This is a genomic window from Enterobacter cloacae complex sp. 342H5, from assembly GCF_050030905.1.
In the GTDB taxonomy this organism is placed as follows: Bacteria; Pseudomonadota; Gammaproteobacteria; order Enterobacterales; family Enterobacteriaceae; genus Enterobacter; species Enterobacter intestinihominis.
On record NZ_JBLGVB010000001.1, the window covers coordinates 2,196,982 to 2,215,128 of the forward strand.

The window sequence follows — 18,147 nt, forward strand, 5'->3', positions numbered from 1 at the left end:
ACGCGCACCTGCAAGGAGAAGAATATGAGTAACGCAAAAGTTGTTGATGTTATCATTCGAAAAACGGCAGAAAAAACGAAATTAACCGGTGAAGGGAATCTCTCGGTCTCTATTTCATCGCCGAGCGTGATTGAAATTCAGGGTTCTGCTCAGGACGTGGTGCGTTATGTCCGCCAGGGGAATGACCTCCTCATTTATATGAAAGATGGCAGCGTGATCCGCTGCAATAATTATTTTGTCGAAGACACGGAAACCCATAATCATTCCGAACTGGTATTTAACGATAACCAGGAGTTGACGCATATTTCATTTGCCGATGCCGGGGAAGCATCAGGCGTTGCCGCCACCGAATTAACCGCCCAGGCTGCACCCATTAGCAGCATTGAACCTTTTCTGGAGCAGGGAAGCGTCTTAAGCGATGCGCCGTGGGGCTGGATTGCCGGAGCGGCGTTGGGAGGCGGTGCGATTGGCGCACTGCTGGCTCACGGCGGTGACGGCGAAACCAAAACAAAAGTTATTGATAATACGAAAGAAGTCGAAAGCGCCACGCCAACATTTTTGCTGACGGATAACGCGGGTGACAAGCAGGGGGTGCTGAGTGCAAAAGAGGTCACGGATGATAACACCCCAACCTTCAGCGGTACCGGGCAGCCGGGCGCGACCATTCAGGTTAAAGACAGCAGCGGCAGCACCATCGCCAGCACCATGGTCGCAAAGGACGGCACCTGGACGGTAACACTTCCGACCCAGGCGGACGGGGAACATACCTGGTCCGTCGTCCAGATCGACGGCAGTAAAACGACCTCTGCGGGCAGTATTACCGTAACCGTTTCTACAGCGGATACCAGCGTGACGCTCGCCACCACGGCGGGCGATAACGTGATCAACGCCAGCGAGCAGGCCGCTGGCTTTACGCTGTCCGGCACCAGCAAAAACCTGGCGCAGGGAACGGCGCTTACCGTCACGCTGAACGGTAAAACCTATTCCGCAGAAGTGGGGGCAAACGGCGCATGGAGCGTGAAGGTGCCTGCTGCTGACGCGCAGGCGCTGGGCGATGGTACCTGGACGGTCAACGTCAGCGGCAAAGACGCGGCGGGCAACACCGTGACCGGCAGCCAGACGATTGGCGTCGATACCGCTGCGCCAGCGATTTCTGTCGACACGATCGCCCAGGACAACATCATCAACGCGGCTGAACATAATCAGCCGCTGACGCTGACCGGAAAAACCGATGCGGAAGCGGGCCAGATTGTGACGGTCACGCTGAACGGCAAAAATCACACGGCGACCGTGGGCAGCGACGGCACCTGGTCCGTTACGCTTTCGGCCAGTGAAGTACAGGCGATGGCTAACGGCGAGCACACCCTGACGGCAAACGTCAGCGACAAAGCGGGTAACGGGGCCTCCACCACCGCCGATTTCACGGTCGATACCGTAGCGCCAGTGGTCACTATCAACACTGTCGCGGGCGACGACATTCTGAACACCAGCGAGCAGGGGCAGGCTCAGATTATTTCCGGCCAGGCGAACGGCGCGGCGGCGGGCGACGTTGTCACCGTGACCGTTGGCGGCAAGACCTTTACTGGTGTCGTCCAGGCGGACGGCAGCTGGAGCGTCGGCGTGCCTGCCTCTGTCATTGGCGCGCTGGGTGAAGGTAGCCACAGCATTTCGGTCTCCGTGACCGATGCGGCGGGCAACACCGGCAGCGCGACGCACGGCATTACGCTCAGCGGCAACCCGCCGGAATTTATCCTTGACCCCATCAGCCAGGATAACGTCCTGAATGCGCAGGAGGCCATGCAGCCCCTGAGCCTGAGCGGGACCAGTAATCTGCCGAACGGCAGCGCTGTCACCGTGACGCTGAACAACGTTAACTATCAGGCCACCGTTGAGAACGGTAGCTGGTCCGTTCAGGTGCCGGTTTCCGACGTGCTGGATCTGGCGAATACCCTTTACACCGTGAGTGTCAGCGGCACCGACAGCGTGGGTAACAGCGGCTCCGCCGAGGCGAATCTGCTGGTCGATACCGCGTTGCCGCAGGTGATCCTCAACTCCTTTGCCGTGGATAACCTGGTCAATAACGCCGAAGCGGCGGTTGACCAAACCCTCAGCGGACGCGTCACCGGCGCGGCGGCGGGCGATACCGTCTCTGTCACCGTGGGCGGCAAGAGCTACACCGCGACGGTTGGCAGCGACCTGAAATGGAGCGTGACCATCCCATCGGCCGACCTTCAGGCGTTTGGCGACGGCGGTTTAACCTTCAGCGCCTCTGTCACCAATGCGCACGGCAACACCGGCACCGGCGAGCGTGATATCAACATCAACGCCGAACTGCCGGGCCTGCGCGTGAACACGATCTCTGGCGATGACGTGATTAACGCCATTGAACAGCAGCAGGATCTGGCCGTGACCGGCTCCAGCACTCATCTGGCCGAAGCCACACAGATCACCGTCACCATCAATAATGTTGAATACGTCACCACGGTTAACGCCAGCGGCAGCTGGCAGATTGGCGTGCCGTCAGCGGACCTGCAGGCATGGACGGCGGGAGGCATGACCGTCAGCGTCAGTGCGGAAGATGCCTGGGGCAACACCGTGGCGGCTGAACACCCGATCGAGCTTGACCTGAACGCGGTGGCCGTCACCATCGATACCGTAACCACTGACGATATGCTCAACGCGGCGGAAAAAGGCGCGGATGTCACGCTTTCCGGTCAGACGCAGGGCGTAGAGGCCGGGCAAACCGTGGTGGTGAAATTCGCGGATCAAACCTTTACCGCACAGGTGCAGCAGGACGGCTCCTGGCGCCTGACCGTTCCGGCGAGCGCGATGGAAACGCTGATCGACGGGCGGGCGCAGGTGAGCGTCAGCGTGACTAACGTCAACGGCAACAGCGCGGACGCCTCACGCGTGGTGATTGTCGATACACAGCCGCCAGCCATTACGCTTGATAACCTGACCGACGACAACATCATTAATGCGGCAGAAGCGCAGCAGGATCTGGTGCTCAGCGGCAGCACAACCGCTGAAGCGGGCCAGACGGTCACCGTGACGCTGAACGGTAAATCTTACCAGACCACGGTCCAGGCGGACGGTCGCTGGCAGTTGAACGTGCCTGCCGCCGACGTTGGCGCGCTGACCGATGGCAATGTCACCGTCACGGCCACCGTCAGTGACGTGGCGGGCAACAGCAGCAGCGCGGACCGCGTTGGGCTGGTGGATGCCACCGTGCCGCAGGTGACCATCAACGATTTCGTCACCGACACCAACACCGTTAACCAGCTGGCCCATTCACAGGCGCAGATCCTGAGCGGCTCCGTCACCGGCGCGGCGGCGGGTGATTTGGTCATCATCACCATCAATAACGTGGACTACACCACCGTGGTGGATGCGGCGGGCAACTGGAGCCTCGGCCTGCCTGCGTCCGTCGTTCAGGGGCTGACGGACGGCACCTGGACCATTAACGTCTCCGTGACCGATCGGTCCGGCAACACCGGCAGCAGTTCTGTGGATGTGGTGGTCAATACAGTCACGCCTGTAATCGGTATTAGTACGCTGGCGGCGGATGACGTGATCAATGCGGCAGAGAAGGGCGAAGATCTGCTGCTTTCCGGTACCAGCAACCAGCCGGAAGGAACCACCATCACCGTTAATCTGAACGGTATCAACTATGCAGCCACCACCGACGCCAGTGGCAACTGGAGCGTTACCGTACCCGCCTCTGCGGTGAGCGCGCTGGGTGAAGCCAATTACACCGTGACGGCGAGCGTCACCGATAATGTGGGCAACAGCGCCTCTGCCACGCACGATGTGCTGGTGGACAGCTCGCTGCCGGTTGTTACCCTCAACAACGTCGCGGGCGACAATATCGTTAACGCGGCGGAAGTGGCCGCAGGGCAAACCCTGACCGGGAAAGTATCGAACGCGGCATCGGGCGATACCGTCACCATTATCATCGGCGGGCAGACATACACGGCTACCGTACAGGACGATCTCACCTGGAGCCTGCCGTTAACCCAGAGTCAGTTAACCGCGCTCGGCAACGGCGACCTGACCGTCTCGGCCAGCGTGACGAACGCGCACGGTAATGCCGGATCGTCTTCCCTGGATGTCACCATTGACGCCCAGTTGCCCGGCCTGCGCATTGATACCGTCGCCGGTGACGACGTCATTAACGTTATTGAACACGCGCAGAACCTGGTTATCTCCGGCACCAGCACCGACCTGGCGGCGGGTAGCACCGTCACCGTGAGCATCAACGGCAAGAGTTATTCCGCCTCGGTACTGGCGGACGGCACCTGGCAGGCTGCGGTTCCGGCCGCGGACGTCTCCCGGTGGGAGGACGGGTCGCTCACCATCAGCGCCAGCGCGCAGGATACCTCCGGCAACCCGGTGAACATCGGTACCGTGGTGGATGTCGATCTTGCCCCGGTGGCGATAAGCATCAACAGCGTGACGGACGACAACGTGCTGAACGCGGCAGAAAAAGGCCAGGATCTGGTGCTGTCCGGCTCCTCCTCGAACGTTGAAGCGGGCCAGACCGTTACCATTATCTTTGCGGGTAAAACCTGGACCACGATGGTCGATGCCAACGGCGACTGGACCTGCACCGTACCGGCTGCCGATCTGAGCGGCCTGAAGGACGGCGACGCCAGCTTACAGGTCAGCGTAACCAACGTGAACGGCAACGCGGCCTCTTCCTCGCAGGCATTCAGCGTCGATACCGCCGCGCCAGCGGTCAGCATCAACACCATCAGCGGCGACAACATGCTAAATGCGGCAGAGGCGGCGCAGGACCTGACCCTGAGCGGGACGTCTACTGCCGAAGCAGGCCAGACGGTCACCGTGACCTTCAACGGCAATCAGTACACCGCCCAGGTGCAGGCAAACGGCAGCTGGACGCTGGATGTACCGGCGGCGGATCTGGCGGGGATCGCAGACGGTAGCGCGGCGGTCACGGCGACCGTGTCCGATAAAGCGGGCAACCCGGCCAGCGCGGGGGCGTCCGTGCTGGTCGACACTACCGTGCCGCAGATTACCTTCAACATTGTGGCGGGCGACGACATTGTTAATATTGCCGAGCACGGCCAGGCGCTGATTGTCACCGGCAAGGTGACGGGCGCGCAGGCGGGCGATGTGATTACCCTGACCCTGAACGGCAAAGACTACACCGCCATGCTGGACGGTGCCGGTAACTGGAGCGTGGGCGTTCCGGCGGCGGACGTGGGCGCGCTGGCTAACGGCGATCAAACGATCTCCGCCACGCTCACCGATAAAGCGGGCAACAGCACCAGCGCGACGCACGCGTTTGACGTCTCCCTGACCGCGCCGGTGATTACCATCACTACCCTGGCGGTTGACGACGTGATCAACGCGACCGAGAAAGGTCAGGATCTGCTGGTCTCCGGCACCAGCAACCAGCCGGACGGGACCCGCGTCACCGTAACCCTGAACGGTATCAGTTACGCCGCCACCACCGATGCCAGCGGTAACTGGAGCGTCACCGTTCCGGCGGCAAACGTCTCGGCACTGGGCGAAGCGAGCTACAGCTTGACGGCCAGCGTGACCGATACCGCGGGTAATAGCGCGAACACCAGCCATAGCGTGCTGGTCGACAGCGCGCTGCCGCAGGTCACCATTAATGCAGTTGCCACCGACGACGTGATTAACGCGGCGGAAGTGGCTTCCGGACAAACCCTGAGCGGGAAAGTGAGCGGCGCGGCGAGCGGTGACACTGTCACGATCGGTATCGGGGGCAACACCTATACCGCGACGGTTCAGGACGATCTGAGCTGGTCGGTTAACGTGGCGTCTGACGTCTTAACCGCTATCGGTAACGGCGATCTCACCCTAACAGCGAGCGTGACCAACGGCCACGGCAACACCGGCACCGGCGAGCGCGACATTACGATTGATGCCAGCCTGCCGGGCCTGCGCGTGGATACCGTGGCAGGCGACGATGTGATCAACAGCATCGAGCATACTCAAAACCTGATTATCACCGGCTCCAGCGACGGTCTGGCAGCGGGTTCGGCATTGACGGTGACCGTTAACGGTAAAACCTACGCGGCAACCGTACTGGCAGACGGTACCTGGACGGCCGCCGTTCCGGCAGCAGACGTCGGCGCGCTGAGCGCAGGCACCGTCACCGTGACCGTTAAAGGCCAGAGCGCAGCGGGCAACCCGGTTTCCATCAGCCATGACGTGAAGGTGGATCTGGCGCCGGTCGCCATCAGCATCGACGCCGTAGCTACCGACGACGTGATTAACGCAGCCGAGAAGGGTGCGGATCTGGTGCTGTCCGGCTCGACCACCAACGTGGAAGAAAACCAGACCGTTACTATCATTTTCGGCGGTAAGACCTATAGCGCGACGGTGGATGCCAGCGGCCACTGGACGGCGACCGTACCGTCTGCCGATTTGGGCGGACTGAAAGACGGCGACACCAGCGTGCAGGTCAGCGTCACCAACGTAAACGGCAACAGCGCCTCTGCGGGCCGCGAGTACAGCGTGGATGCCACCGCGCCGACGGTGTCGATTGAAATCGTCAGCGACAACAACATCATCAATGCTGCCGAAGCGCAGCAGGATCTGGTCATCAACGGCGTCTCTGACGCGGAAGCGGGCCAGACCGTGACCGTGACCCTGAACGGCGAGAATTACATCACCACCGTGCAGGCAAACGGCAGCTGGAGCGTCACCGTACCGTCTGCGGATGTCGGCGCGATTGCCGACGGCAATTACACCATCACGGCAGCCGTCCTGGATAAAGCGGGTAACCCGGCCTTGGCGGACCGCGATGTGCTGGTGGATACCACGGTGCCACAGCTGACCATTAACACCGTTTCCGACGACGACGTGATCAACAGCGCCGAGCATGCGCAGGCGCTGATTGTCACCGGTTCCGTGACCGGTGCGGCGGCGGGTGACGTGGTGACCGTCACCATCAATAACAAAGATTACACGGCGACCCTGGACGCTTCCGGCAAGTGGAACGTGGGCGTGCCTGCGGCGGACGTGAGTGCTCTGACCGCAGGGGATCACACCATCACCGCGGCGCTGACCGATAAAGCCGGAAACAGCAACAGCACAACGCACGAGGTTGAAGTCAACCTCACCGCGCCGGTGCTGACCATTGACACCGTGTCCGGTGACGATGTGATCAACAACACCGAGAAAACCCAGGATCTGACGATCTCCGGTACGGCTTCCGGCCTGGCGACAGGCGCGGTGGTGACCGTGATACTGAACGGCAAAGCGTACAGCGCCACGGTAGCTACCAATGGCCAATGGACTACAACCGTTCCGGCGAGCGAGGTAGGGCAACTGGGTGAAGCGCTTTACACCGTGTCGGCCTCCGCAACGGATAGCGTCGGCAACAGCACCAGCACCTCGCACACCGTGAACGTGGAATCCGTTCTGCCGGGCGTGATTATCAACACCGTGGCAGGTGACGACGTCATTAACGCGGCGGAGCTGGCAACCGGCCAGACCATCAGCGGTAAGGTGGTGAATGCCGAAGCAGGCAACACCGTGACCGTGACCATTGGCGGCAACAGCTACACCGCAACGGTGCAGAGCGATCTCACCTGGTCCGTGAGCGTGCCGGAGTCGGTGCTGACCGCGCTGGGCAACGGCGATTTAACCGTGTCAGCCAGTGTCACCAACGGCGTGGGCAATAGCGGAACGGGCGAGCGCGAAATCGTGATAGACGCGAATCTGCCGGGCCTGCGCGTGGACACCGTGGCGGGCGATGACGTGATTAACAGCATCGAACACGGGCAGAATCTGATTATCACGGGTTCAAGCGATGGCCTGACGGCGGGTACGGCGCTGACCGTCACCGTAAACGGTAAAACCTATGCGGCTACCGTGCTGGCAGACGGCACCTGGAGCGCGGCGATCCCTTCTGCGGACGTGAGTGCCCTTGCCGCAGGCACGGTCACCGTGAACGTTGAAGGGCAGAGCAGCGCGGGCAATCCGGTGACTATCAACCATGATGTGACGGTGGATCTGGCAAACGTCGCCGTCAGCATTGACGCCATCGCTTCCGATGAGGTGATCAACGCCGCCGAGAAGGGCGCGGATCTGGTGCTCTCCGGCACCACTGCGAACGTGGAGGAAAATCAAACCGTCACCATCGCCTTCGGCGGCAAGAACTACACCGCCACGGTGGACGCTGAGGGTAAATGGACCGCCACGGTGCCATCTGCGGATCTGACCGGTCTGAAAGAGGGTGATGCCAGCGTGCAGGTAAGCGTCACCAACGTGAACGGCAACAGCGCCTCGGCGGGGCGCGAGTACAGCGTGGATACTACCGCGCCGTCCGTGACCATCAACATGATTGCCACAGATGATATCCTCAACGCCTCAGAAGCGCAGTCTGACCTGGCAATCTCCGGCACCAGCACCGCCGAAGCAGGCCAGACGCTGACCGTGTCGCTGAACGGCAAAGATTACACCACAACCGTCAGCGCGAACGGCAGCTGGACGCTGAACGTTCCGGCGGCGGAGCTGGCAGGATTAACCGACGGCAGCGTGACGGTAACTGCCTCAGTCAGCGACAAGGCGGGTAACCCGGCATCGGTTGATCACACTCTGATGGTGGATGTGACCGTTCCTGCGGTGACCATCCACACCGTGGCAGGCGACGACGTGATTAACGTGGCTGAACACAAGCAGGCACAGATTATCAGCGGCTCCGCCACCGGCGCGGCGGCGGGCGATAAGGTCACCGTCACGATCGGCGGCCAGACTTACACCACCGTGCTGGACGCGGCGGGTAACTGGAGCGTGGGCGTTCCGGCAAATGTGATTTCAGGCCTCAGCGACGGTACGGTGACCGTCACTGCGTCTGTCACCGACGCGGCGGGCAACACCGGCAGCGGCACGCATAATGTGACCGTCGATACCGGTCTGCCGTCGGTCAGCTTCAACGCCATCAGCGATGACAACGTCCTGAACGCCGTTGAAAAAGGGCAGGACCTGAGCGTCAGCGGCACCAGCGCCAACCTGACGGAAGGCACCGTGGTGACCGTAATTCTGAACGGCAAAAACTACACGGCGACAACTGCGGCAGACGGCACCTGGAGCCTGACGGTTCCGGCGGCGGATCTGGCCGGTCTCGGTCAGGCCAGTTACACCCTGAACGCGACCGCCACCAATGGCGTGGGCAACAGCGTGAGCAACACCGCGAACCTGCTGGTGGACACCGCGCTGCCAACCGTCACCATCAATACCGTGGCGGGCGACAACGTCATCAACGCGGCGGAAGTGGCGGCAGGCCAGACACTGAGCGGCACCGTGGCGAATGCCGAAGCGGGCAACACCGTGACCGTGACTATCGGCGGCCACAGCTACACCGCAACGGTGCAGAATAATCTGTCCTGGTCCGTCAACGTGCCGTCTGACGTGCTGACCGCACTCGGCAACGGCAGCCTGAGCGTGACGGCGACCGTCACCAACGGCCACGGCAACACCGGCACCGGCGAACGCGAGATCGCTATCGACGCTAACCTGCCGGGCCTGCGCGTGAATACCGTGGCGGGTGACGACGTGCTCAACACCATCGAGCACGCGCAGAACCTGATTGTTTCAGGCTCCAGCGACGGGCTGGCGCCGGGCACGGCGCTGACGGTTACCGTCAACGGTAAAGATTACGCGGCAACGGTGCTGGCAGACGGCACCTGGCGCGCGGCGATCCCCTCCACCGACGTGAGCGCGTGGCCGGAAGGCACCGTGAAAATCAGCGTTACCGGTGACAGCGCGGCGGGTAATCCGATCACCATCAGCCACGACGTGACCGTGGATCTGGCTACCGTTGCCATCAGCATCAATGCGCTTGCCACCGACGACGTGATTAACGCGGCGGAGAAGGGCGCGGATCTGGTGCTGTCCGGTGTGACCACCAACGTGGAAGCCGGGCAGACCGTGACCATCAGTCTGAACGGCAGGATCTACACCACCACCGTGGACGACAGCGGCAACTGGACTTACACCGTGCCGTCAGCGGATCTGGCTGGCCTGAAGGATGGCGACGCCAGCGTGCAGGTGAGCGTCACCAACGTGAACGGCAACAGCGCCTCGGCGGGCCGTGAGTACAGCGTGGATGCTACCGCGCCGTCCGTGACCATCAACACGATTGCCACCGACGATATACTGAACGCCACGGAAGCTCAGTCAAACCTGGCAATCTCCGGCACCAGTACCGCCGAAGCAGGCCAGACGCTGACCGTATCGCTGAACGGCAAAGATTACACCACAACCGTCAGCGCGAACGGCAGCTGGACGCTGAACGTTCCGGCGGCGGATCTGGCAGGATTAACCGACGGCAGCGTGACGGTCACCGCCTCAGTCAGCGACAAGGCGGGTAACCCGGCGTCGGTTGACCACACCCTGACGGTGGACGTCACCGTACCTGCGGTGACCATCCACACCGTTGCAGGTGACGATGTGATTAACGTGGCTGAGCACAATCAGGCGCAGATCGTCAGCGGCTCCGCGACCGGCGCGGCGGCGGGCGACACCGTCACCGTCACCATCGGCGGCCAGTCGTACACCACCGTGCTGGATGCGGCGGGTAACTGGAGCGTGGGCGTTCCGGCGAATGTGATTTCAGGCCTCAGCGACGGCACCGTGAACGTCACTGCGTCTGTCACCGACGCGGCGGGCAACACCGGCAGCGGCACGCATAATGTGACCGTCGATACCGGTCTGCCGTCGGTCAGCTTTAACGCCATCAGCGATGACAACGTACTGAACGCGGTAGAAAAAGGGCAGGACCTGAGCGTCAGCGGCACCAGCGCCAACCTGGCGGAAGGCACCGTGGTGACCGTAATTCTGAACGGTAAAAACTACACGGCGACAACTGCGGCAGACGGCACCTGGAGCCTGACCGTTCCGGCGGCGGATCTGGCGAGCCTGGGCGAAGCCAACTACACCCTGAGCGCGACCGCCACCAACGGCGTGGGCAACAGCGTGAGCAATACCGCGAACCTGCTTGTCGACACCGCGCTGCCAACCGTCACCATCAACACAGTGGCGGGCGACAACGTGATTAACGCGGCGGAAGTGGCTGCGGGGCAGACCCTCAGCGGCAAGGTAACGAACGCTGAGGCGGGCAACACCGTGACGGTGACCATCGGCGGCAACAGCTACACCGCGACGGTGCAGAGCGATCTGACCTGGTCCGTGAACGTGCCTGAGTCGGTTCTGACGGCGCTGGGCAACGGCGATTTAACGGTGTCAGCGACCGTCACTAATGACCATGGCAATTCGGGAACGGGCGAGCGCGATATCACTATCGACGCCAGCCTGCCGGGGCTGCGCGTGGATACCGTGGCGGGCGATGACGTGATCAACAGCATTGAGCATGGTCAGAATCTTATCGTCACTGGCTCAAGCGATGGGCTGGCGGCGGGCACTACGCTCACCGTGACCCTGAATGGCAAGACCTATGCCGCGTCGGTACTGGCAGACGGCTCCTGGACCGCGGCGATCCCGGCGGCAGACGTGGGCGCTCTGGCCGCAGGCACGATGGCCGTCACCGTAGCGGGCCAGAGCGCGACGGGCAATCCGGTCTCCATCAGCCACGACGTCACCATCGATCTGGCAGCCGTGGCGATCAGCATCGATGCCATCGCCACCGACGACGTGATTAATGCGGCGGAGAAAGGCGCGGATCTGGTGCTTTCCGGCAGCACATCCAATGTGGAAGAGAACCAGACCGTGACCATCACCTTTGGCGGCAAGTCTTACACCGCCAAAGTCGATGCCGACGGCAACTGGACGGCGAACGTGCCTTCCTCGGATCTTGCGGGTCTGAAAGACGGCGACGCCAGCGTGCAGGTGAGCATCACCAACGCGCACGGCAACAGCGCTTCGGCGGGCCGCGAATACAGTGTAGATGCCACCGCGCCAACCGTGACGATTGACACGGTCGCAGGCGACAACGTGATCAACGGCAGCGAAGCGGCTGCGGGCGTGGCCATTTCCGGCACCACCACGGCGGAAGTTGGTCAGACGGTAACCGTAACCTTCGGCGGGAACAGCTACACCGCGCAGGTTCAGCAGGGCGGCGTCTGGAGCGTTAACGTGCCAGGCACAGACCTGTCCGCCCTGGCGGATAACGGCTACACCGTGCAGGTGAGCGTGAGTGACGCCGCGGGTAACCCGGGCAGCGCGGGTAAAGCGATTACGCTTGATACCACGCCGCCGACCGTCAGCTTTAACGTCGTGGCGGGTGATGACGTCATCAACAGCGTGGAGCACGGGCAGGCGCAGATCGTCAGCGGCACCGCAACCGGCGCCAGCGTCGGCGATAAGCTGATTATCACCATCGGTTCGAATCAGTACACCACCACCGTTGACGCCAGCGGTTACTGGAGCGTGGGCGTTCCGGCCAGCGTGATTTCCGCACTGGCCGACGGCACCGTAACCCTCAGCGCGACTATCACCGACAGCGCAGGCAACAGCAGCACTCAGACCCATGACGTGGTGGTAAATACCGCATCGGTCGCGCTGACCGTCAACACCCTCAGTGGTGATGACGTGATCAATGCGGCAGAAGCGGGCGCGTCGCTGGTTATCAACGGTTCCAGTGCGCAGTTCGCCAGCGGTACGCAGGTCACTATCACCCTGAATGGTAAGAGCTATACGGCCACCATTCAGAGCGACGGCGCCTGGCAGACCACCGTTCCGGCCGCCGACGTGGGCGCTCTGGCCGACGGCGCGAGCTACCAGGTTTCTGCTTCGGCGCAGGACAGCGCCGGGAACAGCGCCTCGGCGACGCATACCATCAGCGTGGACACCACCGCGCCGGTTATTAGCGTGAACACGTTGTCGGGCGACGACGTGCTGAATGCGGCGGAAGCCCAGCAGCCGCTCACCGTACACGGCTCTTCCAGCGCGGAAGCAGGCCAGACGGTGACCGTCACGCTGGGCGGAAAAACCTACACTGCGCTTGTGGCAAACGACGGCACCTGGACGCTCGACGTCCCGACCGCCGATCTTGCCAACCTGAGCGAAGGCGCGCTGACGGTCACCGCGTCGGTGAACGACAAGGCGGGTAATAACGGCCAGACGACGCATACCTTAACGGTCGATACCGTCGCACCAGCCGTCACCATCAGCACCGTGGCCGATGACGATATCGTCAACAACGCCGAGCAGCTGGCGGGACAGACCATCAGTGGGACCACCACCGCGGAGCAGGGCCAGACGGTGACCGTCTCCTTCAACGGGCACAGCTATCAGGCGACCGTTGGAGCAGACGGTTCGTGGTCGGTCTTCGTGCCGGGCCGCGACTTCCTCGGCCTGAGCGATGGGGATTACACCATTACGGCTACGGTGAGCGATAAGGCGGGTAACCCGGGCAGCGCAACACACGACGTGACGCTGAACGGCGACGTGCCGACCATCGTCATTAACACCTTTGCCCAGGACGATATCGTCAACGCCGCCGAGCACGGCACGCCGCTAATTGTCAGCGGCACCACCGACGCGCCTGCGGGCCAGACGGTGACCATTACGCTTAACGGTAAAACCTACACGGCTACCGTTCAAAATGACGGCACCTGGAGCTATACGGTCGGCAGCGCAGACGTGACCGCGCTGGCGGACGGCGGTTCGTACGTGATCAATGCGCAGGTGAGCAACGCCATCGGCAACAGCGCCAGCGACAACCACAGCGTCACCGTGGATCTCACCGCACCGTCAATGGGGATCAGCATTGATTCCCTGCAAAACGATACCGGCCTGAGCGCGAGTGACTTCATCACCAACGATAAGCAGGTGGTGGTGAACGGTTCCCTGACCGCGCAGCTCGGTAATAACGAGAAGGCGCAGATCAGCCTCGACGGTGGTTCAACCTGGATTGACCTGACCGTGACCGGCACCACCTGGCGCTACACCGATGGGCGTACCCTGACGGACGGGACGTACCCGTACCAGGTGCGCGTCATTGATAACGCGGGCAACGTCGGGGCAACGGACAGCCAGGACGTGGTAATCGATCTGACGAAGCCTGCGGCGACGAGCATTACCGTGGATTCCGTCTCGCAGGATACCGGCCTGTCCGACAGCGACTTCATTACCAGCGACAACCAGATTAGCCTGAAAGGGACGCTCGGCGCGGCCCTGGGCAGCGGCGACCACGCGCAGATCAGCCTGGACGGTGGCGCGACCTGGACTGACGTGAGCGTCAGCGGTCTGAGCTGGACCTACGTTGATGGCCGCACGCTGGCCGACGGAGACTACAACTACCAGCTGCGGGTGATTGACGACGCGGGGAATATCAGCGCCACCACCAGCCAGGTGGTGACCATTGATACCGTCGCGCCGGACGCCAGCAAAACGATCGCTATCGACAGCATCAGCGACGATACCGGCCTGAGCAGCAGCGACTTTATCACCAATGATACCTCCCTGACGCTGCACGGCTCGCTCGGCGCAACGCTGGCCGACGGCGAATATGCCCAGATTAGCATCGACGGCGGAGTCAGCTGGCAGAACGTGATCGTCACCGGCAACAGTTGGTACTACGTGGACGGCCGCACGCTGGGTAACCAGACCTATGACTACTACGTTCGCGTAGTGGATGCGGCGGGCAACGTGGGTGCCAGCGCTCATCAGCAGGTGACGGTCGATACGGTCGCGCCGGATGCGGCGATTACGGTGACCGTGGATAACATCACCGTCGATACAGGCTTCGACAATAACGACTTCCTGACCAGTTCGACCTCGTACACGCTCAACGGGACGCTCGGGGCCGAACTCGGGGCGGGTGAGTATGTGCAGGTGAGCATGGATGGCGGCACTACCTGGGTTTACGCCACGGTAAGCGGCACCCGGTGGAGTTATAACGACGCGCGCACCCTGGCCGACGGCGACTACCGCTATCAGGTGCGGGTTGTCGATCAGGCGGGCAACGTCGGGGCCACCACCTCGCAGGACGTGACGGTGGATACCCAGGCGCCGCAGTACGGCATCACCATTGACAGCATCAGCGAAGATACCGGGCAGTCCGGGAGTGATTTCATCACCATGGACACCTCGCTGACGATCAACGGCTCGTTGGGCAGCGCGCTGGCCAGCGACGAGCGCGTACAGATCAGCCTCGACGGCGGCAATACCTGGATTGACACTGCCGTCACTAACCAGCGCTGGAGCTATACGGATACCCGCGATCTGGCGGACGGGGATTACACCTGGCAGGTGCGGATCATCGACCAGGCGGGCAACGTCGGCTCAACCTCGTCGCAGGTGGTAACGGTTGATACCACGCCGCCTGAAACGGTGGGAACGGTGGTCAGCTATACCGACGGGGAAGGTGAACGTACGGGCACGTACGGCGCATCAGTCGCGACGGACGATACCTCACCGCTGATCAACGGTACGCTTAACCGTGCTCCGGAAGACGGCGAAATCGTGCAGCTTTACCGGGATGGGATCTTGTTGGGTCAGGTCACAATGAACGGCAGCGCAAGCTGGTCCTATCAGGACAACGGCCTGCTCGACGGGAATCACACTTACATTCTGCGCGTCACCGACAAAGCCGGTAACTACACGGAATCGGATGGCTTTGTGCTGAACGTCGATACCAGCATCCCGACCACCACGGCGGCGATTACTGCCCAGACCACCTCGGATACCACGCCGATTGTCAGCGGTACGGTCTCCGCAGACCTGGTAAACGGTGAATATCTGGTGGTGACGGTGAACGGGAAAACCTACACCTCCCAGACCGGCGGCGCGGTGGTAGTCGACCCGGATCACAATACCTGGTATCTGCAGATCCCGGACAGCGATGCCCTGAGCGTGGCGAACTACGACGTAACCGCGCAGGTGAAGAGTAGCGCGGGCAACGGTAACACCACTGGTACGGCAACCGGCAGCCTGGTGATCGATACCACCTCGGTGAATACCGACTGGGCGACCACTGCGGGTAACCTGAATAACTCGACCATGACCGTCGGCACGAACAGCAGCGGCCTGTGGAATATCATTGCTAACGGCCAGTCTTACTCCAGCAGCGATAGCTCGACCTATGCCGGCAATACGCTGAGCAACACCCGTGGCTATTACGTGGTGAGTCAAACCGCCGCCGACTTTGACCGTAACGGCACCCAGGATATTTTCGCAACTGAGAACACCTACGCGGGTTCTACGCAGGTGATGTGGACCTACGATGGCAGCAGTTACACCGCCAGCCAGCTGGCAATGGGGACCACCATCTGGTACGGCGGCGTAATTGCCTACGATAAAACCGGGGATGGCTATCTGGATCTGGCCTACGGAGATGCCGGTATGGACTCCCTGACCTACTTGGTTAATACCAACGGCGTTCTGTCGCCGGACGGCACCGGCGGGGAAGGTGGATTTTACGGCCAGTTCGATTCCGGACGTGAAATCTCCGGCGTCGACCTGAACAACGACGGCACCGTGGACATCGTGCAGCACACCAACCGCAGCGGGGCGTACTCGCTCACCGTGATAAACAACAACGGGAACGGTACGCTCTCCATTGGCCAGAACCTGACCAACGTGTTTGTGGCCAACGCCTCGAATACCACCACGGCGGCGTCCATGACGTGGGCGGACTTTAACGGCGATGGCTACATGGACCTGTACCTGGGCAGCAGCTACAACAACAACGGCGGGGTGATTTACTACAACGACGGTACCGGGCAGCTATCCACCACCAGGAGCGCGGTGGAAGCCTCTAACGCCACGGCGGGCTATTTGTCGGTGGCGGTGGACTGGAACGGCGATGGGCAGATGGACATCATCAAGCTCAGCACCTACGGCGGCTCGCAGACGGCAACCTTGTTCACCAACAACGGCTACGGCTCAACCTGGACTTCAAGCCAGCTGGCGTCAGGGCTTGCTAACGTCACCGGCGTCGCCGCGGTGGACTACAACTGGGATGGTGCGCAGGATCTGCTGGTGTCTCAGCAGAATGGCAAGGTGGTGCTGGTGCAAAACAGCAAAACCATTGCTGACGGTACCGCGATGCATCTGCACATTGTCGATAGCGAGGGCATCAACGCCTACTACGGCAACACGGTCAATCTGTACAACGCCGCGGGCGTACTGGTGGCCTCGCAGATCATCAACGCCCAGTCCGGCATTGGCTCGAATGATACCTCTGCGCTGGTAAGTTTCTACGGGCTGGATCCGAACGAAACCTACTCGGCGGAGATCGTGAAGATCACCAACGGCGTGTCGGATAACGTCACCTGGACCGGCCTGGACGCGAGCAACGGCAAAGAGGGTTATGTTCTCACCGCCGAAGCGGCCACCGGCGGCCACAGCGGAACCATTACCGGAACCGGGTATAACGACACCTTTATCGCAGAGGATGGGACCTATACCTATAACGGCTCCGGCGGCTGGAATACCCATTCCGACTACGACACCTGGAGCAATACCGGCGGCATGGACGTGGTGGATTACCGCAATGCCACCTCTGGGATAACTGTTGATTTGCGCCTCTCAACGGCGCAGGACACCGGGTTCGGTACTACACGGTTGTTGAATATTGAAGGGATTAACGGCTCCGACCATGACGACGTGATCACCGGCAACAGCGGTGATAACCAGTTCGAAGGCCGCGGCGGTAACGACACCTTCAACATCGGCAGCGGCGGTCAGGACACGCTGCTCTATAAGCTGATCAACGCGTCTGACGCGACGGGCGGCAACGGTAGCGATGTGGTGAACGGCTTTACCGTCGGTACCTGGGAAGGGACGGCAGACACGGACCGCATCGATCTGCGCGACCTGCTTTCCGACAGCGGCTATACCGGCACCGGCTCGGCGAGCTACGTGAATGGCGTGGCGACGCTGGACAGTAGCGCGGGCAACATTGCTGACTACATCCGCGTGGTGCAGAACGGCAGCAACACCGAGATCCAGGTTGACCTCGACGGGACGGGCGGCCAGTTCTCGCCAACCACCCTGGTGACGCTGAACGGCGTGCAGACGGATCTGGCGACGCTGCTGGCAAATCATCAACTGTTAATTGCGTAAAACAACGCCGCGGGGAGCGATCCTCGCGGCTTTTTGCGTTTCTTTACATTAATAGCCATAACCCTCTATTTCACAAGATTATTTTGCGGGCTCGTTTAGGCAACGTTCGATTTCTAA

Annotated in this window: 1 protein-coding gene; it reads left to right on the forward strand. The window is 61.6% G+C overall.

The features are described 5' to 3' along the window. Window positions 1–24 precede the first annotated feature (24 nt). Complete coding sequence (locus ACQG03_RS10670; protein ID WP_426726122.1) at window positions 25–18,030, forward strand: Ig-like domain-containing protein; 18,006 nt, start codon at window positions 25–27, stop codon at window positions 18,028–18,030. Window positions 18,031–18,147: the final 117 nt, after the last annotated feature.